General features: G+C 39.2%; 20 protein-coding genes and 1 pseudogene. 13 read left to right on the forward strand and 8 right to left on the reverse strand.

Annotated elements, in window-relative coordinates:
- Window positions 1–8: 8 nt before the first annotated feature.
- Window positions 9–1,268: a glycosyltransferase family 2 protein gene (locus NYE23_RS08610; protein ID WP_341077088.1), complete on the forward strand. Its 1,260-nt coding sequence runs from the start codon at window positions 9–11 to the stop codon at window positions 1,266–1,268.
- A gap of 51 nt (window positions 1,269–1,319) precedes the next feature.
- Here NYE23_RS08610 and NYE23_RS08615 read toward each other — a convergent pair whose 3' ends face one another.
- Complete coding sequence (locus NYE23_RS08615) at window positions 1,320–2,150, reverse strand: glycosyltransferase family 2 protein (RefSeq protein WP_341077089.1); 831 nt, start codon at window positions 2,148–2,150, stop codon at window positions 1,320–1,322.
- A 15-nt stretch (window positions 2,151–2,165) separates the two neighbouring features.
- Window positions 2,166–3,065 carry a glycosyltransferase family 2 protein gene (locus NYE23_RS08620; RefSeq protein WP_341077090.1) on the reverse strand — a complete coding sequence of 300 codons (900 nt, stop codon included), beginning with the start codon at window positions 3,063–3,065 and terminating at the stop codon, window positions 2,166–2,168.
- A 237-nt stretch (window positions 3,066–3,302) separates the two neighbouring features.
- Here NYE23_RS08620 and NYE23_RS08625 point away from each other — a divergent pair, with 237 nt between their 5' ends.
- Window positions 3,303–4,025, forward strand: a complete 723-nt coding sequence (locus tag NYE23_RS08625; protein ID WP_341077091.1) for a CsxC family protein — start codon at window positions 3,303–3,305, stop codon at window positions 4,023–4,025.
- Between the two features lie 44 nt (window positions 4,026–4,069).
- Here NYE23_RS08625 and NYE23_RS08630 read toward each other — a convergent pair whose 3' ends face one another.
- The 3 genes from NYE23_RS08630 to NYE23_RS08640 form a co-directional block, all read right to left on the reverse strand.
- Window positions 4,070–6,259, reverse strand: a complete 2,190-nt coding sequence (locus NYE23_RS08630; protein ID WP_341077093.1) for a hypothetical protein — start codon at window positions 6,257–6,259, stop codon at window positions 4,070–4,072.
- A gap of 88 nt (window positions 6,260–6,347) precedes the next feature.
- Window positions 6,348–7,133 (reverse strand): CsxC family protein, encoded by a 786-nt coding sequence (locus tag NYE23_RS08635; protein ID WP_341077094.1) that lies wholly within the window; start codon window positions 7,131–7,133, stop codon window positions 6,348–6,350.
- 264 nt (window positions 7,134–7,397) lie between these two features.
- On the reverse strand, window positions 7,398–8,195 hold the full coding sequence (locus NYE23_RS08640; protein ID WP_341077095.1) for a CsxC family protein: 798 nt from the start codon (window positions 8,193–8,195) through the stop codon (window positions 7,398–7,400).
- A 180-nt stretch (window positions 8,196–8,375) separates the two neighbouring features.
- On the opposite strand from NYE23_RS08640, the gene NYE23_RS08645 reads away from it, so the two are divergent.
- Together NYE23_RS08645 and NYE23_RS08650 are read left to right on the forward strand one after the other, a co-directional pair.
- The gene (locus NYE23_RS08645) at window positions 8,376–9,563 is read left to right on the forward strand and encodes a ParM/StbA family protein (RefSeq protein WP_341077096.1); all 1,188 of its coding nucleotides are present in this window, start codon (window positions 8,376–8,378) and stop codon (window positions 9,561–9,563) included.
- Between the two features lie 11 nt (window positions 9,564–9,574).
- Entirely contained in the window at window positions 9,575–9,943 is a 369-nt protein-coding gene (locus tag NYE23_RS08650; RefSeq protein WP_341077097.1) for a hypothetical protein, read from the forward strand.
- An 82-nt stretch (window positions 9,944–10,025) separates the two neighbouring features.
- Here NYE23_RS08650 and NYE23_RS08655 read toward each other — a convergent pair whose 3' ends face one another.
- The gene (locus NYE23_RS08655) at window positions 10,026–10,634 is read right to left on the reverse strand and encodes a CotY/CotZ family spore coat protein (RefSeq protein WP_341080661.1); all 609 of its coding nucleotides are present in this window, start codon (window positions 10,632–10,634) and stop codon (window positions 10,026–10,028) included.
- A 271-nt stretch (window positions 10,635–10,905) separates the two neighbouring features.
- On the opposite strand from NYE23_RS08655, the gene NYE23_RS08660 reads away from it, so the two are divergent.
- Both NYE23_RS08660 and manA read left to right on the forward strand, forming a co-directional pair.
- Window positions 10,906–11,133, forward strand: coding sequence for a type I phosphomannose isomerase catalytic subunit (locus NYE23_RS08660; protein ID WP_341080662.1), 228 nt, complete (start codon window positions 10,906–10,908; stop codon window positions 11,131–11,133).
- Window positions 11,134–11,211: 78 nt separating this feature from the next.
- A pseudogene (manA, locus tag NYE23_RS08665) lies at window positions 11,212–11,745 on the forward strand (mannose-6-phosphate isomerase, class I).
- Between the two features lie 56 nt (window positions 11,746–11,801).
- Here manA and trhA read toward each other — a convergent pair.
- Window positions 11,802–12,449, reverse strand: coding sequence for a PAQR family membrane homeostasis protein TrhA (trhA, locus tag NYE23_RS08670; protein ID WP_222500319.1), 648 nt, complete (start codon window positions 12,447–12,449; stop codon window positions 11,802–11,804).
- Between the two features lie 143 nt (window positions 12,450–12,592).
- On the opposite strand from trhA, the gene NYE23_RS08675 reads away from it, so the two are divergent.
- Together NYE23_RS08675 and NYE23_RS08680 are read left to right on the forward strand one after the other, a co-directional pair.
- Window positions 12,593–13,147: a DUF1836 domain-containing protein gene (locus NYE23_RS08675; protein WP_341077102.1), complete on the forward strand. Its 555-nt coding sequence runs from the start codon at window positions 12,593–12,595 to the stop codon at window positions 13,145–13,147.
- Window positions 13,137–13,307, forward strand: a complete 171-nt coding sequence (locus tag NYE23_RS08680; RefSeq protein WP_341077104.1) for a hypothetical protein — start codon at window positions 13,137–13,139, stop codon at window positions 13,305–13,307. The genes NYE23_RS08675 and NYE23_RS08680 overlap by 11 nt, the downstream gene beginning before the upstream one ends.
- A 521-nt stretch (window positions 13,308–13,828) precedes the next feature.
- Here the strand turns inward: NYE23_RS08680 and NYE23_RS08685 are convergent.
- Entirely contained in the window at window positions 13,829–14,659 is an 831-nt protein-coding gene (locus NYE23_RS08685; protein ID WP_341077107.1) for an undecaprenyl-diphosphate phosphatase, read from the reverse strand.
- Window positions 14,660–15,006: 347 nt separating this feature from the next.
- Here NYE23_RS08685 and NYE23_RS08690 point away from each other — a divergent pair, with 347 nt between their 5' ends.
- The 5 genes from NYE23_RS08690 to NYE23_RS08710 all read left to right on the forward strand — a co-directional run bounded on the left by NYE23_RS08690 (window position 15,007) and on the right by NYE23_RS08710 (window position 19,694).
- Window positions 15,007–16,068, forward strand: a complete 1,062-nt coding sequence (locus NYE23_RS08690) for a multicopper oxidase domain-containing protein (RefSeq protein ID WP_341077108.1) — start codon at window positions 15,007–15,009, stop codon at window positions 16,066–16,068.
- 121 nt (window positions 16,069–16,189) lie between these two features.
- A complete protein-coding gene (locus NYE23_RS08695; protein ID WP_341077109.1) occupies window positions 16,190–17,542 on the forward strand; it encodes a right-handed parallel beta-helix repeat-containing protein in 1,353 nt (450 codons plus the stop codon).
- The gene (locus NYE23_RS08700; protein WP_341077110.1) at window positions 17,532–18,005 is read left to right on the forward strand and encodes a nitrous oxide reductase accessory protein NosL; all 474 of its coding nucleotides are present in this window, start codon (window positions 17,532–17,534) and stop codon (window positions 18,003–18,005) included. The genes NYE23_RS08695 and NYE23_RS08700 overlap by 11 nt, the downstream gene beginning before the upstream one ends.
- A 35-nt stretch (window positions 18,006–18,040) precedes the next feature.
- Window positions 18,041–18,994, forward strand: a complete 954-nt coding sequence (locus NYE23_RS08705; protein WP_341077111.1) for an ABC transporter permease — start codon at window positions 18,041–18,043, stop codon at window positions 18,992–18,994.
- 1 nt (window position 18,995) lies between these two features.
- Window positions 18,996–19,694 (forward strand): ABC transporter ATP-binding protein, encoded by a 699-nt coding sequence (locus NYE23_RS08710; RefSeq protein WP_341077113.1) that lies wholly within the window; start codon window positions 18,996–18,998, stop codon window positions 19,692–19,694.
- The last annotated feature ends 6 nt before the right edge of the window (window positions 19,695–19,700 follow it).

Here is a 19,700-nt window from a genome sequence, read left to right on the forward strand (position 1 = left end):
CCAGCGATATGAAACCGCTTGTATCGGTTATCCTAACCAGTTATAACAAACCTCTCACAATAGCCAAGGCCATTAAAAGTGTTTTAAGACAAAGCTATACGGATTGGGAACTTATGATTATGGATGACAACTCCAATGAAGAAACGGTCCAAATTATAAAGAAGTATTTAAAAGATAAGCGCATAAAATATTACAATAGTAATATTGAAAACAGCGAAAGGTATAGAACAACCAGATATGCAACATTAATTAATAGAGCGATCCCCATGACAAAAGGAAAATACATCACTTATCTTACTGATGACAACGAATTCCTTCCAAACCGGCTGAAAAGGATGGCAGAGTACCTGGAAAGTCATTCAAAAGCTGATATTGTATATTCAAAACAAATGGTAAGAACCATTAATCATAATGGTGAAATTACAAAAACATTTATTCGGAGAACTTTCGGAGTATTACGCAAACCAGCGGGGTATGTGGACCATTGTTCGATTATGCATACAAGGTCAATAGCCAATAAAGTTTATGATAAATTTGGCAGCTACTGGGATGATGATCCAAAATACTGGTTCAATGGGGACGCTGCTTACTGGAAACGATTAACGGAATTTGCTGTTTTTTACCCAGTACACGAAATACTGGATGTAGCATACAAAGCACCCGATTCCTTTCAAAGACTCTACTCGCAAACTCCAAAAATTATTCCTGATGGCACACTTATTAAAGGACCGGCATCTGAAATTTATTTAATCGATCGTAATCATCGAAGAAAAATAGCATCAAAGGAAGTTTTCAACTCATTAAAATATGATGCAAGTAAAATCTTAGAGGTACCAGATCCATACCTTTTTAAATATCAGGAAGGTCCCCCAATTGATCATCATGTTTTTTCTTCTTCAGACCTTATGCCTAATGGCCTGTTAATTAAATGCGCAAATAGCTCTTTTATCTATTATCTGCAGAACAATAAAAAGCATCGAATTTCCAATAAAGAAGCGCTAAACCAATATTTCTGCTCAGAAGAAGTCGTTAATGTTAACGAGAAATTAATTAACCAATTTGAAAACGGACCTGATATCATGCCTATTTCCGATTCTGATGCCTTTATTCCTGATCGTATACTGTTTTTCTGCAGAAATAAATACTATATTAGTTCGAAAAATAGCCTTCAGAGTATCTCTAAACAAACAGCTCTTAATTTGAAACTGCCAGTTCATAGTCCAGTGCGTGTTGGCATGCCTTTTATTTCCAGATTTTTTAAGAATTGAAGAAAAAAAGTGCCGATATGCAAATCAAGGCACTTTTTTTCATATATTCTATTAGTAGGGTACATAATGTCTCTTTTCGTTAAATGGCTGCTCCCTTTTAACTAAAGCATTTATTTGTTTCATATTTTTTATATTCCATTTTTCATAAAATTTTTTTCGATTAATAATAACTGTTTTACCAAGTTTTTTTCGCTTTGTTTTAAAACTTCCGCTGCCATGATGATGGATAAATACATCATTTGCCACCCACAGTTTTTTTCCGGCAATTCTTGCTCTTAGACTGAAATCAGTATCTTCATAGTAACCTGGTGTGAACCGCTCATCCATTCCGCCGATTTGGCGGAGCAATGATTTTTTAAAAGCCATACAAAAACCACTGAGCTGCTCCACTGCATATCCTTGTTTTCGATGAGTTTGATTCCACTGAGCTGCGAAAATCTGCAGTTCTTCTTTTGTCTTATATGCGACCCTACTGACTGCCTGCTCCTTCAATACATAGTTTGACCTCGGACCTGCAATTCCAATTGTCTCGTCGATTTCAAGCCACCGTATAAGGCCAGTCAGCCATCCTTTAGTGACGATGGTATCGTTATTCAGAATAACAATATAATCCCCATTAGCTGCTGAAAACCCTTGGTTACAGCCTGCCGGAAAGCCTCTATTAATAGAATTTGCAATGACTGTTGCGTTTGGTATTGAATGGAGGAAATCAAGTGTTTGGTCCTGTGAGGCATTGTCAATGAAGATCAGTTCATAGTTTTCCTTTGTGTGTGTCGATATGCTTTCAATACATTGCTTTGTGTAGCGGAGGCCATTATGTGTAAGGATGATAATAGAAATGAGGGGGGTGTCATTATTTGAATCAGCACACATTTTTTTCATCATCACTCCTTTTTCTCAAAAATTAATATTAAACTTCTTAAAATACCAATCATCATCATACTTTCGCTTTTTAAAATATTCCTCTCTTTGTTTGAGTATCCCGCTTTTCAGTAATTTGGGTTCAATCTGACTGATATTTCTCCCTCTTAGCAGTCTCTTGCACTTTTTTATTCGCGTTTTATTAAAATGAGAATAAGCCATTCTTAATAGATTGTAGCTTACATCATCAAATGTTACTGTGTATGGATGTTTTCTCCTGAATAGATGCAGAACCCTTACATCTGGTTCAACATGGCAGCGGTAGCCGAACAGCCATAGCTTAATCGAGATTTCCACATCCTCATGTCCCCAGGTTACAAAGCCTGTCTCAAAACCGCCCACATCCTCAAACGCAGTCCTGGAAATGGCAAAGCAGCCTCCAGGCAATACGGCTGTTTCAAAAAGTCCCTGCTGTCTTTTATTCCATTTTATCGAGAGGGCTGGTGTTAAGGTTTGACCAAATCCAATCGACCTTCGATGGTCCATAGAAGCGATCGCAGGTGTGATGGCATCTGTTTTTTTGGCGAGCAAAGGGGCAAGCAGACGATCAATCCACTTGTCTTCAAATTTTAAATGCGCATCACAGAAGATGTAGTAATCTCCTGAAGCTTGCTGTGCACCCATATTCCTTGCATTTGAAGGACCCACACCTTTTGTTGTAATCGTTTTAATGCGCGCACTTTCTTTATAATTTTTAAGAAAGTCACAACAGCCATCAGATGAACCATCATCAACGATTATGACCTCAAATGGGATATCAGAAGAGGTGGAGAACAAGGAATCAAGTGTCTGCTTTACATTTATTCCTTCATTTTTCGCAGGGAAAATAATAGACACCAAGGAAGCTGTGTTCATATATCTGTCGCCTCTTTTCATATTAGTTCCTTCTATTACAGTATGCCTTTAGCAGTCTGCTTGTGTGGGTGTTAAAGATTTAAGCTTTAAAACAATTAAAATCTTACAGTGGAAAAAATGGGAAAAGCGACTAGGGTTACTCGTCCATTCAAACACTGCAGTTTTTACATATACAATAGTAAGTCAAAAAAATTAAAGCTTTTAAAAAAGAAGAGCTTTAAGGATTTTGGCAAATAAAAATTTTAAGGAGTGTATTATATGAAGAAATGTGGTTGCGGAAAAGGACATGATCACGGTAAGTGTCCAGCAGCACCAGCTTGCGACACAGCAAAGTCGCATGCTCATTTTTGTGACGCTGGTATTCCAGTAGGGGGTACTGAGGAGACTGTTGTTCTGGGTGATGTGCCTGTTCAAGTATTGACAGAATCAGATATTTGCCTTCCATCCTATGCAACAGACGTTAAAGTAATCAGAAAAAATATCTATTTAACACAATGCAAGGCTATTCCAGTGGATCTGGATCCTACAAACGGTGATCCTACTACAACTTCTGTAAAATTGTTTGTGGAAGGTTATATTCATAAGAACATCCAATATGTAGAAGACTGTGAAGGTTATGTGAAGGATTACAGTGTAAATGTACCGTTCAAGTGCTATTCTCGTGTAGATGATCTTGCTGTTCCTGCAATCCTTCCTCTATTCAGCTCTAAAGCTAGTGATGCCAGAGAAATCAGAGAAACGGATAAAGACGGCATGGGTGCTAACCGCTGCTTCTTCGGCTCTAACACGTTTGAGTTTTTGAATGAGCCTATCAAGTGCAGACTTATCAGCTGGAATCTTACAGAAGGCAACTATCTAAGCAACTTCGACAAGTGGGGCAGATTTGACAAGATTACTGAAAAAGATGACATTAATCTTGTATTAAGACTGACTCAGCGTCAATTTACTCCTGGCACTACAAACGGCGGCGACCTGTTCTAAGTTTAATTAGAAAAAAAGAAGGGGTTCCTATCTCGGGAACCTCTTTAACATTTTAAAGTTACATACTGATCCTGTAAAAAGTCGATGCACAATACGGCCTCGCCGTTTATTTCAAGAGATTTGTCATCATTCTCTGACTTATCATGATGCCATACAACATGAACACTTTTAAGCTGGCAATTAATCTCCTCAGTGAACTGCTGAAAAAATTCATAATGGACATCCTGAGTGTTTTCGGTTTGAAACATAAACTCACTTTTAGCACTTGGCACAGGGATTTCCGGCTTGCTTATCCATTCAAGATTGATCGTTTTCTCAATAGGCAATGAAGAAGTTTTCATGTGTAATTTATCATTCATAACAAACTGGATTTCGGCAGAAATAATCCCTTTTACAAATACAGTATTAGATGGAAGAAGCGTATGGCAGCGCAGCGATTCCACAAACCATTCCATTTTCGTAACACAGTCTGCAGGAACGCCAACTGGCAAACAATCAAATATATTAATTTCTACATTCGACTTAGCGATTAAAACGGGAACCTTTACAATGGGACCTGTGCAGCATGGTTCCGGGCAATTGCCGTGAAAAGGGAGTTCGTTATTCTCTTCCTCCATACAGGGGATAGACGACTCCTCAAGCTGGCAGGAAGTGGATTCCTCACAGACTTCATTTTTATCTGAAGACTCCAGTTCTGTTGTAAACTTTTCTATTAAGTCACTGCTTTCTGATATTGGTCTTGGACTCGATGATGATTCAACTCCAATTTCGGATTCCTTGCCTTGCTCATTGCCGAGCAGCATAGCTGAGAATTCCTCCAGCAGCAGCGATATCTTCTGATATTTTTCATCGTCTTCTAATTCTGATTCAGTATGATGAGCTTCCTTTAACATCCGCGTAAATTCATTGAGAGAAGAAGATTCCTCGAGCATTTCCCAAATTTGATTTTGAAAACAGGAATGTTCAGCAGCTGGTTCCTCAAGCATGCACCATGCTTTTTTCAAAAGATTTGAAAACTCTCCTGCATAGGAGGAGGATTCTTCAGAGAGGTCCAGTTCATTAGTGAAAATGCACTCAGATTCTCCATCATTCTGTTCATGATATTCGCTTTCGCATTCACCAATGAAAACAGGCTCCTCATGGACCATTGATGATTCCTCATGTACTATGAATGATTCTTCTGGATCTAATGATGATTCCTCATGTACTATTGATGATTCTTCTGGATTTAATGATGATTCCTCATGTACTATGAATGATTCTTCGCGAACTATTGATGATTCCTCAATCGTCTCTGCAATTAGGGAGAATACTTCATCCTGCCTCGAAAAGCTGCTTGAGGAATCTGATGAAGATTCCTCCAATATTGAAATGAATTCTTCCTCCAAATCCAGAGGCGGATTCTGAATAAGGTCAGGTGATTCCGAAGTATGGAAATCATCATCAAGGCTTTCTTGATTCAGAACAGCATCTTCTTCTAAAAGTGAAGTAAATTGATTTTCAAGTTCAGAACTATCCATTAGCTCTGGGATTTCAGCATCACTATCGTCTTGATCCAGTATGGGTTCTAAGACATCCTGTAGTTCAGCAGTAAATTCATTCACAAGTTCTTCTAATAATTCCGCAGGTTTTCCTGAATTTATATCTTCATTAAGATTGTGCGAAGTTTCTTCCCGGATAGCTGGAACATCAGGCGCAGTTTCCGTTTTAGAATTTTTAGTTGGGTTAGGCTCTAAGTTTTTTTCCGGTTCAACTCCATTCACTTTTCTATGAACTTCATGCTTTTCTGTTTTATATGACTGACTGTTTGAATATTTGCTTGGTAAAGAAGGAGACCAGCTGAGCATAGGAGAAAAGGGTGAAAGCATTTTTTTTAAGCTGTCGGGAATCCTTGCACTTGTTCTTTTTACAACATTATTTTTCTCTTTCTCGGGGAAAGATTGTAATTCTATAAGCTTTGGTTCAGCCATTTCTGTCTGTTCCTTTTTTAATCTCTTTACCTGCATAGCTTCCGTTTTGGGAGGCGGTAAAATAAATGGAATTCTGCGGGCTTTGGGAGTATAAATCGACTGTTTCCTCTTCCCTTGGTTTGATGCAGGCCTGGAATCTTCAGATTTCTTTTCTTGCGTGCTGCTGCTTTTTGTTTCTTCCCCTGAAAAAAAGTACTGCTGCTGTTCGGGAGGCTTTTCACTTATAGTATAGGTATTGTAAATTTGATTATATGCTTTTCTCATATCACTCATAATCACAGGAAGGTGATGCTTTCCTGAAGCATCCTCTCCAATCCCCCTCCTTACCTTTAAAATAATTCTCTTATGCTAGTTAGTCACAATGATGGAAACAGTCATGATCATCATTGGTTGTAGATGATACCCGGATTTGCTGTTTTTGAAGGACTTTAATGGTTATATCCACAACCATCTTTTCTTCTATTTTTGTAAAATATCCTTCATCGAGTGGACCTCCGCCTTTTGGAAGGGGCTGGCGGTCAATTGCTTCATCCCATTCAATTATTTTGCTGCACACCAGCTCGCAAAATGGCAATTCGTTATAATGTTGTATGCTTTCCTGATGGAATTGTGAAAGATCTTTTGTTTGCAATTCATCCTTTTCAGGGTATCCAGTCGGAAGCGGCTTTGATATTAAAAAATCAAATTCATTTCTATGATTGGTTTCAGGCATAACAGGACATGTTAAAAACTTTTTTACCTCTGTTACACATTGAAAGGGTACATCAACAGTATAGGAATGTATTTCTGAAGCGACTGTTTTCGCAGTATGCATTTCAATATCAGGGCATGGAGCTGCATACTGGATATTTTTGCGGACAAAACCTTTTATAAACAGTTTGTTGGTTGGCAGCAAAAGTCTGCATTGTGTTAATTTAACTGATTTTTTAATATCTTTAATCTCCAAAACAGGTTCGGGAAATGTAATTAAGGCATCAATATTAATCTGCAGGCATAGTTCGGCCAATACAACAGGCACCTTTGTGACTATTTTTCCAATACTGACATGGGGATGGTGCTCTATGTGGCTTTCACATTCACAATTCCGGGTTTCAGCAACGCATTCATTCGTATGTTTATCTTTTTTGGGTTCAGACATAATGGGCCCTCCTGAAGTCAAGATATTGCATCCTATGCATGATAAACGTCTATGTTTGGGCTTTTACCCAAAGTTCTGAATGCATTAGTAAAAAGTGAATAAAAATTTTAGATATTAAGTCAAGAATTTTATGGGAAATGACATTGTCAGAAAAAATAAATTTGCATATACATACCAGTAAGGCATGATATAAATAAAAAAAGACAATAGAAGGAATCTGCTGGGATTCCTCCTATTGTCTTGCTTACTGACTGAGGTAATTAATCAGCCATTATTATTATTATTATTAGCAACACCAGGAGTAGGAGTAATAGCAGTAATGGCTACCTGACGGTTCTGTAGAATCTTAACGGTGAATTGGAGAAACATTTTTTCAACTGCATTCTGGAAAGTACCTTCTTCAAATGGAGCATTTCCGGATAGTGGTCTGCGATCGATTGCTTCGTCCCACTCAACGATATCACTTCGTAACAGCTCACAATATGGCATCTGATTATAGTGCTGAGTACTTACTTGATGGAATTGAGATAGATCACTTGAAAGCAGATGGTCTTTTTCCGGATACCCTTTACCTAACTCTTGTTCCCGGAAAAAGTCAAATTCTGCGCGGGAATTAAATTGCGGCCTTTGTGGAAGTGTAAGAAAATCTGTATCTGCAATTCTCGACACACATTCAAAAGGAATATCAGTTGTAAAAGATCTCATTTCGGATAAAACACCACACTCTGAACTCTTTGGACAAGGTGTAGCATACTGAATATTTTTACGCACAAATCCTTTAATAAATAAACTTAATCCTGTTTCAAAAGCGAATGTTGATGGGATAAGCAGTTTGCATTGCACAATCTTTACTCTCTTTTTAATATCTTTTATTTCCAAAACAGGTTCTGGGAAATGAATTGTCGCAGACAGGTTTGTTCTAATAGTTAATTCGGCAAGGGTAACAGGCACTCTTATAATTGTTTCACCTGCTGGTACTGTAATAGGATCTACTGTTACATATTCACATTCTCCCACTGAAGCTGTCTCACTTGTTTTAAAACAATTTTTCTCTTTATCCATTTTAACTTCCTCCCTTTGAATGTAGGTTCAAGTTATCCTATGCATTTCACTAGTCAATTGCAGTAGGACATACGTGGAATTTCTCTTCATTTCTTAGGCATTCACCAAAAAAATTGATGAAGTACGGGCACAACTGGACTGGTGCCTAGCATAAGATTCAAAAGGAGGAGTGAGGGAAAAATGGATAGACAAAATTTTCTTGCCGTTGATATCGGGAACAGCTGGTATAAAGCCTTGGCTTCAGATAGCGGAAAGGTAACTGAGTACCAGCTTCCTAATGCGATTGCCCTTTTTGATGATGAGTTTTATGAAGTACCTTACGAAGATGAAGATGTTATTTTTGAAGAGAACCTGATTGTTGAAGTGAAAAGCCAGGCTATAAAGGATCGAAGAGAAATCTTTTATATTGGAAAAGGAGCCGCCAAACAAAAGGACGTTAGTTTGACAGCCTTTAATAATCAAAAGGTGGATGAAGACAGGACATATCTTCTTCTTTTTGGCTTGGCAGGTTATCATGCAGCACTCCAGCAGATTGATGAAGATGAAGTCTCCTATACCATAGACCAATTGGCTGTTTCTTTGCCGACAACACAATATAAAGAAAGAAAATCAAAGTTAAAAGAACGCTTGATTGGTACCCATACAATTCTCTTTCATAAGGTACCAGGTCTGTCAGAACCAAAGGAGCTTACAGTAAAGATTCATATTGAAGACGTGATTGTTGGAGCAGAGGGTGCTTGTGCATACCTTGGGTTAACCCGGGATCAGAATACTTTAGAGGTTAAAAACGGAGAGCTTGTCAAGGAGACTAAAAAAGGTGTAATTATTGGTGACCTGGGAGGAGACTCTGTAGATTTTGTCGGTATTAAGAACAACAAACCGGTTGCGTCTGTAGAAGGAGAGTCCTTTGGAATAAATCAATTTCTGGATCACATAATCCAAAAGGTCAGTAAAAATGAATTATATCGGTTCGACTCAAGAGCAGAGCTTGAAGAAAAGCTTGCAGCAGGGCAGTCTGAATGGTATGTAGAGCCGTTTGCCGGGGTGAAAAAGGATATTAGCAAGTATATTATCCCGCAGCTCAAATCAATGGCATTCAAATATCTGGAGCACTTTGACAGGGTGAGAAGCAGTTCAGGAGAAATTAAAGGTGCGGTCCGATATATAGCAGTTGGGGGAGCAGCTAAACTGGCACAAAAGCAGATATTGGAAGCAGCTGTAAAGTGGTCTGAAAGAGGGAGACCGATTGAACTGGTGTTTCCTGAGGATATGGAGAAGCTGAACGTTTTAGGGTTAATGATTCTCGCAAAAATGAACCATATAAAAAAAGAAAAAGGAAATAGCCACGCCATTTCCGTTAAAGGTTAGGGATGAAAGTTATGTCCAAAACATACGCGGATCATTTCAATAAGACAGCAATAACGATTACTGATTCTTTTATTGATGTAAAGACGGGCAACAGCATTCCGATATCCCCAAAAGTTAATGAACAGATTCAATACCATACAAAAAATCAAACGTTGAATCACTTTATTTTATCGGCTCTTCACAGTTACTTGCACCCTAGAATACCAGCTTCAGAGGGCAATGATTTAATTTTACAGGAGCTGACAGAACTCAAGAAACTCATAAAAGGCGGCAGGATTGCATCTGTCGCAGCTGCAAAACCAGATACTACCTTTCAAAAAGAAAATGCTGCTGTGGATTTAGACGAGGTGGAAGACGTCCTTGAAGCATTTGGGGGCTAACACTCAAAAAGGTGCACCGTTAAGGTACACCTTTTTATTATGAGACTTTTACTATTCCAGCCTTTCAAAAATGGGTCAGCAATTACAGGCAGACAGCCGGCAGACAGGTAACGGCACAGAAACAGGAAAGATCAACATTGATGCAAATGCCAGTAGGAATTAAATCTTCTACATTTTCACAATCAATTTGGCTGCAAGGCGAACAAAAATCTTTGGATACACTCTTGAAAGGATCTTTTGAAGATTTACAATGTTTGAAAGCTAATAGCTCTAATACAGCGCATTTTCCATCAAAATCTTTGATTCTGAAAATAAAAGAAGTTATGCAGGCGAACTTTTTCTCCTTAGAATGATGGGAAAAAGTTGTTACTCCAGTTGCTTTAAACGGCTCGCAGCCTCCACAATACAAGATAAATGGAATTGTATTCTTCTTTGGTTTTTTAGAACTCACTAAAAGCTCATCAATGGAATGGCTGCATGATGTTTTGCATTCGTCTTCTTTTTTGACCTTTTTCTGCGCTTTAAAGATGGCCTCCAAAACTTCCTCTACACAATTTTCGTGATGTTTGTGATGATGTTTTTTCTCTTCATACTCATCTTTCTTAGGCCAATGGCAATCACATTCAAAATCATGACTTTCGCATACGTCATGATGTTTTTCGTAATCCTTATGTTTTCTCTTGCCGCACATACCCACGATTATCCCACTCCCCTTAAATTTCGTTCACCATTAGCATACGGCTCAGCCTGTTTTTTCGAGTGAGAATCTCGCCTATTAAAAGTGAAAAAATTTATTTTTTTGATTTACATAAATAGTAAGCTGCACAAATCCTCCCAAAATGATTGCAGAGAGGAATGGTTTTTTAAAGGAGGGACATTGTAGAAAAGCCAATATTTTTTAATCCAGTATTTCTGGAAAGGATCTGGGGAGGTGCAGCGCTAAAAAAATTTTTGGCTATCATATTCCGTCTGAGAAGACTGATCAATACTGGGCTATTTCCGGACATGCCAACGGTAAAACCACTGTTTTATCGGGGGGATTTCAAGGGAAGAAGCTTAATGAACTTTGCTGGGATATTCGAGACTTATTTGGAAGTCACACTGCTCCGTCTTTTCCAATGCTTTTCAAATTACATGATGCCAATTCAGATTTATCCGTACAGGTTCACCAGGATGATGAGTACGTATAAATGAATGAATGCTGTTATGTTCTGGACTGTAAAGATGATGGTTAAATAATCTTAAGCCATAACGCAAAATCAAAGGAGGTGCTGAGGCGGTTAATCAAAAAAGGGGAGTGGGATAAACTGCTCAATAAAATCCCCATACAGAAGGGTGATTTTATTTATGTTCCAAGCGGGACCATTCATGCATTAAAAAAAGGGACATTTATCCTTGAGATTCAGCAAAGTTCGGATACTACATTTAGGTTATACGATTATGACCGAATGGACGATAAAGGAAAGAAGCGCGATCTTCATCAGAGACAAGCTATTGAAGTTGCATCTGTTCCTCATGATTTGCCAAGTATACAGCCTGAGTCAGTAAAAAAGGGCAGAAACCGATTCATCATGTTTTTGCAATCAGATCACTTTTCGTTTTACAAATGGGAAATAGAAGAGAAAGTTGAAATGAAAAAAGAAGCACCATTTTTGCTGGTAAGTGTTATTAATGGAAGTAGGACTTTGAGAGTGAAAGACTAACTATTTCATGTAAATAAAGGAGATCACTTTATTCTGTCTGCGGCTTTGTCGAAATTCTCACTAGACGGTAAATTCGACGCTATCGTTTCTCATCCTTAATGTATATTTTGCAGAAATCTAAAAAAAGCAAGCCCTCATTGGCTTGCTTCATCTTTTTAGATAACATACATAAACACACAAAGAAAATGAGCCATGCTTCCCATCATAATGAAAATGTGAAAAATCTCATGAAAACCCATATGATTGAATTCAAGGAATTTAGGCTTAACAGCATAAATCACTCCGCCAATCGTATAAAGGATGCCTCCAAGCAAAAGAAGCAGAACGCCTGCTGAGCTTAATGATTCAGAAAGAGGAGAAAAGGCGAAAACGATAATCCATCCCATTGCAATATATAACGCTGTTGAAAGCCAGCGCGGGCAGTTGAACCAGATCATTTTAAACAGAATGCCTGATAAAGCAACAGCTGTAACAATTCCAAATAGAATCCAGCCGGTCACACCATTTAAGGTGATGAGGCAAAAAGGGGTATACGAACCTGCAATCAATACATAAATCATAGAATGATCAAGCTTTCTTAAAAATGCAATGACCTTATCCTTGGCGATGACCATATGATAGGTAGCTGATGCTGAATAAAGAAGCATCAAACTGATTCCAAAAATAGCAACAGCCGTAATGGCAATCGGTGAAGAGGCTGTCAGTGAAGCTTTGATTACCATGGCAAGCAATCCGGCAAAGGATAAAATGGCTCCTGCTAAATGGGTTAGTCCGTTGATGGGCTCCCGGATGTACGAATTCATAATATCTCCTCCTAATGTTCTTATATGTAGTTTCTATTACTACTTATAATAATATATACAAAACACCATGTAGTCAATATTTACAATCTGCTTTTTTTTAAGTAGAATTTATATAACGATAAATGAGGGGTTTGAGGGATGTTATGAAAATGGAAAAGCTCATTGCAGATAACCAAATTCAATTGGAAGATATACCGCAGATAGATTTATACATGGATCAGGTAATCCAGCTATTTGAAAATACCTTTGGCAGCACGACGAGAAATGAAGAGGAAAAAGTGCTTACCAAGACAATGATAAATAACTATGCAAAAGGAAAATTATTTTTTCCAATTAAAAATAAAAAATATTCAAAGGAGCACCTTATATTAATTGCTTTTATCTATCAGCTAAAAGGGGCTCTATCCATAAACGACATTAAAAGCCTGCTAAATGACGTAAACACGAGGACAGCAGAAGGAAAGATGGATCTGGACCATTTTTATGAGCTTTTCCTCGATTTAGCGAAACGGAATGCAGAAGCATTTATGAATGATCTGGAAAATCAGGCGAGCAGGGCGGCAGAGCTAAATGAAGGGCAGCCAGCCCAGCTCGAAAAAGTCCTGCTGGCATCTTCACTGGTTCATATGAGCAACTTATACCGCAAAGCAGCTGAGCGCATTGTTGATGAGGTAAAGGAGACAGGCGATGGGAAATAGAAAAGCGGGTACCTTCATTAAAAAGAAAGAAAAACGAAAACCAGGTTGGCTGCGGGAAATTATGGACGAGATCCTGGATTCAATTGTTGTAGAAACCCTTATCCGGATCATATTGTGGATACCGCGGTTAATTATTAGCTTCTTTAAGAATTTGTTTTGATCATAAGTTTGTTTGATTAGGCATGAAAGGAGAAATCCAGCCCATTGTGTCCGAACCTGGTGCAACTTCGGACACAAAAAGCGATAATCTCGGGTTCTGAGTCCGAACCTGGTGCAACTTCGGACACAAAAAGCGATAATCCCGGGTTCTCAGTCCGAACCTGGAACAACTTCAGACACAAAAAGCGATAATCCAGCCCGCAGAGTCCGAAACTGGTGCAACTTCGGACACAAAAAGCGATAATCCAGACCGAGAGTCCGAACCTGGTGCAACTTCAGACACAAAAAGCGATAATCCAGACCGCAGAGTCCGAACCTGGAACAACTTCAGACACAAAAAGCGATAATCCAGCCCGCAGAGTCCGAACCTGGTGCAACTTCGGACACAAAAAGCGATAATCCAGCCCGCAGAGTCCGAACCTGAACCAATGAACTCCCCACCAAAAGCAAATCCCGCACCAGAAATCAGCGGGCATCAAACACACAAAAACCCGGGCCACTCAAAGCCCGGGTTCATTCTTTTTATAGAAATACGAAATATATAACCCCCGCCAGTAGAATCCTATAAATGGCAAAAGGAATCAGTTTAATCTTGCCGATAATTTTCAAGAAGAAGCGGATCGAAACTAATGCAAAAATAAATGCACTGATGAATCCTGCAATAAAGAACGGAAGCGCCTCGACTGAAAAGTATTCAAGATTCTTAATTAATGAAAGAAAACTTGCACCGGCCATGATCGGCACAGCCATGATAAAAGTAAAATCAGCTGCAGCCCTATGTGACAGGCCAAGCAGCACGCCGCCGGAAATGGTGGAACCTGAACGCGAGAATCCAGGCCAAAGGGAGAAACACTGTATCAATCCAATAGATAAAGCCTGTTTATAGGTGATTTGATCAACAGAAACTGTTTTCGGGTTTTTCCCTCCAAAAATATCAGCAAAAATCATCAGAAATGCGCCAATAACCAAACCAATCAGTACAGTCTCAGTTGAAAACAAGTGTTCATCAATGTAATCCTCAAACAAAACGCCAAGAATCCCCGCAGGAATTAACCCGACAATGACTTGAGATAGTTTCAGGCGGCTTTGTTTTTCTTCAGAGCTTTTACCCCGTCCTCCGAGACCAAGCATTTCAATGAACCGGTCTCTAAAAATGATCACAACCGCTAAGATGGAACCGAGCTGAATAACTACTTTAAAGGTATTGGCTTCATATTTAGATAAAAACTCTTTTGTATTAAGCCACATATCATCCACAATAATCATATGTCCTGTCGATGACACTGGGGCAAACTCTGTCATTCCTTCAACAAACCCCAATATAATTGCTTTCAATATCATAATAAAATCCATAACTGTTACATTCTCCTTTTAATCTGATGCAAACAACTCCATTTAATGATTATAAACCATTTGAGATAGATAGGAACACTATTTTACAAAGTAATATAGTTGTAAACTGTCTATTAATTCAGCTGAAACTGGCGGGCAAGTGATTATAACACCGGGCAATACTTGGCAGAAATCGGCATTAAATTTCTTTAAAACATCAATAGATTCCTGCTAAAAAGTTGTTCGATCACTAATTCACAAACTCTTCACAGAATTCCATAGTCTTGTGAGAAAAATCACCAATTTCAGTGCTAAATTACCATATGATAAAAGCAGATAAACCAATCGAATATAAGGAGGAAATCAAAATGAACAAAGGAGTAAAATATCTGCTTACTTCCGCAATAGGCATAGGCTTGCTAACGGGATGCAGCCAGGGGGCAGCACCGGAAAATTCACTTCAGCCCGAGGAAAAAGTCCTGGCAGCAGAAACAAACCAGCCTGAAGCAATTGCACCACACAAAGATTTAAACCAAGAACCTATTCCATTGAAAATAGAAAGAGTCGGGGCGAATGAAGTAAATGTCGAAATGACTTCCCAAATCACAGATATTGAAATCGACAAAGGAAAATTCTATAAAGCATGGACATTTAATGGGGAAGCACCGGGACCGGTAGTGGTTGTCAATGAAGGGGACACAATCAATTTCACCTTAAAGAACATGGACCCGGCAATACCACACAGCATGGACTTTCACGCTGTACACGCGGCTCCTTCAAAAGACTTCTCGAACGTTCAGCCTGATGAAACGGGAACATTCAGTTACCCTGCCAATAAACCGGGCGTATTTATGTATCACTGCGGCACTTCACCGGTCTTATCACATATCGCTAACGGAATGCACGGAACGATCATTGTGAAGCCTAAAGACGGCTATCCGACCGATAAAGAGATTGATAGAGAATATACAATTATTCAAAACGAATGGTATAAATACAACGACCTTGATGATTTTACAAATGGAGTTCCGAGTCATGTGGTTTTCTCAACAAAGGCTTTAAAAGAGGGAGACCCTAATACAAATGGGGATACGTTCACACTTAAGGACAATCCGCTTCTGGCTAAAGTAGGGGATAAAGTGAGGATCTATGTAAACAATGTGGGACCAAATGAAGTAAGCTCTTTCCATGTGGTTGGTACGGTGTTTGACGATGTATACATTGACGGAAACCCTTTTAACCATTACAAAGGTCTTCAGACAGTCATGCTCCCGGCGAGCGGCGGAGCTGTTGTGGAATTTACCGTTACGAAGGAAGGCAGCTACCCAATAGTGACACATCAATTTAACCACGCACAAAAAGGAGCCGTCGCCATTCTAAAGGTAACTGAGACCGGTGAAGACGACGGCAAGGCTACAATGAGCCATTAAATATAAATAAAAACTCAACTTAAACTAAATTATACAAGAGAAAAAACAAAAATGGAATCCCTATTTCGGCTGTCTTCTAAAAGATAGCCGGAACGCATATTTCCGGGCAGGTGATCGCTGAGTGTATAAAAAAATCGGATGGTTTCTATTATTTTTCAGTATGATCCTGGCCGGAAAAGCTTCCGCTCAGGAACTCTCTGCAGCATCATCAAAAGAGCTGAGAGAAGCATTGTCGGATCCGAATGCATCAGTCATTAAATTACAATCTGGAATATATGAAGGCAATTTTTTAATAGAGAGAAAAGTTCATATTATTGGGGATAAAGGAACAAGAATTATAGGATCTGAAAATGGCCATGTGCTGACAATTGCAGCGGACGATGTCATCATTGAAAATCTGGAAGTGGAAGGCAGCGGATCACAGAATGCCGGAATATATGTGACAGGAGACCGTGCCTATCTTCACCATATAGCGCTGAGGGATGTTTTTCACGGCATTTATGCAAGGAATTCATATGGGCACCGGTTTGAAAATAATCTCATTACCAGTTTCCAGAGTAAGGACCGGCACAAGGGCTTTGGCATCTATTTGGTCGAAGCCCCAAATACAGCGGTTAAAAATAATTACTTCTTCCACACGCAGGACGGTGTTTATGTGTCCTATTCTGATTTTTGTGAAGTCACGGGGAACATCATGTCCAAAGCACGCTATGGCGTGCATACAATGGATTCCCGAAATGTATTAATTTCAGACAATAGGGTGACTGAAAGCATCAACGGCCTCATGATCATGCAAAGCTATGAAGTATTTATCCTAGATAATTATTTTTATAAGAACACAGAAAATGAGGGTGCCGGGATTTTTATGTACGACACATTTGATTCCAAAATTGCTTCCAATATTGTGAGGGGCAATTACAGGGGAATGATTCTTGAAAACGCACAGCGGAACAGGCTTGAATTTAATCAGGTTCAGGAAAATGATACCGGCCTTGAAATGGGGAAGAATTCAAATGATAATGTCATTTATTTAAATAACTTTTCCGGGAATACAAGGCAAATCATCTCTGAAAAAGATAACAGGAATCTATTCAGTAAGGATCGTTATGGCAACTATTTTGATGATCATCAATTATTGAATCTCGATAATGACCATAAAGTTGACTTTGCCTATAAAAGCGGCGATGTTTTTTATCAGATGGCAGATGAAGAGCCTTTATTGCAGGTCTTTTATCAAAGTCCGGCGGTAGAACTGTGGAACATGATTGAACAATACACGCCGATTCCATCAGACGCCTTTATCATTGATGAGTCACCGCTTGCTGAAGCTGCGCCTGTGAAACAGAAAGAACTCAAATCAGAAAAACGGAATGCCTCGCCAAGCCGTGATCCTTCATTAATCCTGTTCTTTTTCCTTACCGCTTTAATAAGTTTGCTTATATTGAATTATGGGAGGAAGCACAATGAGATATAGACATGTTCTCCTAATGGCTGTTCTCGCAATATTGCTGAGTGCATGCTCTTCATCAGCATCGGAACCGGCAGAAATTAAACTGAATGAGGATAGCTGTGGTACCTGCAATATGGGAATAGCTGATTTGGAATCAGCAGCACAGCTTATCTTAAATACCGGTGAGCCTGTATTGTTCGATGATATTGGCTGTATGACACAATATTTACAGACAGAAAAGCCTGAATATGAGGCAGCCTTTGTACATGATTATCTCAGTGGAAAATGGATATCGTTTGATGCTGCTGCATTTATACAGCACAGCGATATAGACAGCCCCATGAGCTATGGAATAGCAGCATTTGAATCTTTGGAAAAAGCCGGGGAATACCGGAAAGAACATGGAGGAACTGCATATTCGAAAGAAGAGCTTGTGAAAGCAGATATAAAGAGCTTTAAAGGAGAAGGGAAGAAGCACAGCCATTAACATGATATTTACCCTCAGCACGAGGAGGAATCAATATGAATCCCGGACTTTTGTATTCTGTGACGAAACATGAACTTCGGCTGCTGTTAAGAAGCAGATGGCTTTTTAATTTTATGATTCTATTTTTCTTTCTGGCAGGACTCCTTTATTTGTATGGTCTTCAGTCTGTTAAATCAGATCCTGCTGAAGTTACGTTTGGACTGGAAGGTGTTAATGACAATATTGAAACAATGGGTGTTAACCCGGAGTATTACGGCCTTAAGGAAATAAAGGCGGAAGAGGGGCCTGCGGCCGGTTTCAGCCAGTCTGCCTACAACCGTTCGATTGCCATGCTGATCAATCTATCTCTTTGGATGATTCCGGTCATCTGCATGATTCTTGGCAGCAGTTCCATTATTGCCGATAAAGAAAATGGGAGATTAGCCTTATACAGGACCTACCAGGCATCTTCAGGTTATTATCTGATCAGTAAATTCCTGGCTTTGGTTCTCTCGTTATTTTTTGTAACAGGTATTTCATATGGATTATTCGGCTTGCTTTTCTCTTTGGCGGGAAGCTCCTCTGCAGCACATATTTATCAGGTTTTTTTTATGGTGAATATGCTTTTAATCCTTGTATTCTCAGCGGCATCCTTACTGATTGGAGCCCTTTCCAAAACAAGGATGCAGGGACTGTCAGCAGCCATTATATTCTGGATTCTTATGGTGTTTGTATACGAATTTATCATCTTTTCTGTCATCGGGTGGGTTCCATATGCATTCAAGCAAAACAGTCTGTTCCTGTTTATCCTTCTGAACCCGGTTGAATCCGTCCGCGTTTGGTCGATTTCAAAACTGAATTCCGAATATGTATTTGGTCCTGAATACCTCATAATCGAAAAGTGGGGAGCAAATGGGTCTCTGACACTTGCACTGGCTTTATCCATTTCGCTCATAATTCTAATCACCATCCTATATTCAGCCCGGCTTTTAACGAAAAGAGGTGTGTAAGATGATAATGGAATTGAAGGAGTTATCCAAAGCATATAAAAAGAAGAAAGCATTGGCACCGCTCAATCTCAGCATTGATCAGGGGGAGTGCATCGTATTATGCGGGGGGAACGGCGCCGGAAAAAGTACGATGATTAAGATGCTTACAGGTGTAGAAAGTCCCACCACTGGCAGTGTGGTGTTCCATTCGAAAAAGCAAAAGCCATTTGCTTACATGCCTGACCAAATGATGTTCCCAGCAGAGCTTACCCCCTTTGAAATCCTTGATTATTATGGTCGATTTTTAAATAAGAATAAGGAAGCGATCAAATTAGTTTTAGAAAAAACAGGATTGTGGAACGAGCAGAACCAAAAAGCTGGAGGGTTTTCAAAAGGGATGAGTCAGCGCCTTAATCTGGCTCAGTGTCTGCTCGCCGATACGGACATCTATATACTTGATGAACCGACAGATGGATTGGATCCCTATTGGGTTATTCAGCTGAAAAAGATAATAAAGGAGTTGAAAGAGAAAAATAAAACGATCATTGTCAGCAGCCATATTATGAGAGACGCCATCGAAATCGCCGACAAACTGATAATCTTATTTAACGGGAAAATAAAATTTCATGGAACACTTGATCAAGCTTACAAAGAATACAAATGTGCCTCATTAGAGGAAGTATTCCTTTCTATACACAAAATGGAACACCAATCGGACTGAAACAAA

The organism is Cytobacillus sp. FSL H8-0458, assembly GCF_038002165.1.
In the GTDB taxonomy this organism is placed as follows: Bacteria; Bacillota; Bacilli; order Bacillales; family Cytobacillaceae; genus Cytobacillus.

Coding starts and splice junctions, on each gene's coding strand:
- NYE23_RS08610 (WP_341077088.1), top strand. CDS start 9: ATGAAACCGCTTGTATCGGTTATCCTAACCAGTTATAACAAACCTCTC.
- NYE23_RS08615 (WP_341077089.1), bottom strand. CDS start 2,150: ATGAAAAAAATGTGTGCTGATTCAAATAATGACACCCCCCTCATTTCT.
- NYE23_RS08620 (WP_341077090.1), bottom strand. CDS start 3,065: ATGAAAAGAGGCGACAGATATATGAACACAGCTTCCTTGGTGTCTATT.
- NYE23_RS08625 (WP_341077091.1), top strand. CDS start 3,303: ATGAAGAAATGTGGTTGCGGAAAAGGACATGATCACGGTAAGTGTCCA.
- NYE23_RS08630 (WP_341077093.1), bottom strand. CDS start 6,259: ATGAGAAAAGCATATAATCAAATTTACAATACCTATACTATAAGTGAA.
- NYE23_RS08635 (WP_341077094.1), bottom strand. CDS start 7,133: ATGTCTGAACCCAAAAAAGATAAACATACGAATGAATGCGTTGCTGAA.
- NYE23_RS08640 (WP_341077095.1), bottom strand. CDS start 8,195: ATGGATAAAGAGAAAAATTGTTTTAAAACAAGTGAGACAGCTTCAGTG.
- NYE23_RS08645 (WP_341077096.1), top strand. CDS start 8,376: ATGGATAGACAAAATTTTCTTGCCGTTGATATCGGGAACAGCTGGTAT.
- NYE23_RS08650 (WP_341077097.1), top strand. CDS start 9,575: ATGTCCAAAACATACGCGGATCATTTCAATAAGACAGCAATAACGATT.
- NYE23_RS08655 (WP_341080661.1), bottom strand. CDS start 10,634: ATGTGCGGCAAGAGAAAACATAAGGATTACGAAAAACATCATGACGTA.
- trhA (WP_222500319.1), bottom strand. CDS start 12,449: ATGAATTCGTACATCCGGGAGCCCATCAACGGACTAACCCATTTAGCA.
- NYE23_RS08675 (WP_341077102.1), top strand. CDS start 12,593: ATGAAAATGGAAAAGCTCATTGCAGATAACCAAATTCAATTGGAAGAT.
- NYE23_RS08680 (WP_341077104.1), top strand. CDS start 13,137: ATGGGAAATAGAAAAGCGGGTACCTTCATTAAAAAGAAAGAAAAACGA.
- NYE23_RS08685 (WP_341077107.1), bottom strand. CDS start 14,659: ATGGATTTTATTATGATATTGAAAGCAATTATATTGGGGTTTGTTGAA.
- NYE23_RS08690 (WP_341077108.1), top strand. CDS start 15,007: ATGAACAAAGGAGTAAAATATCTGCTTACTTCCGCAATAGGCATAGGC.
- NYE23_RS08700 (WP_341077110.1), top strand. CDS start 17,532: ATGAGATATAGACATGTTCTCCTAATGGCTGTTCTCGCAATATTGCTG.
- NYE23_RS08705 (WP_341077111.1), top strand. CDS start 18,041: ATGAATCCCGGACTTTTGTATTCTGTGACGAAACATGAACTTCGGCTG.
- NYE23_RS08710 (WP_341077113.1), top strand. CDS start 18,996: ATGATAATGGAATTGAAGGAGTTATCCAAAGCATATAAAAAGAAGAAA.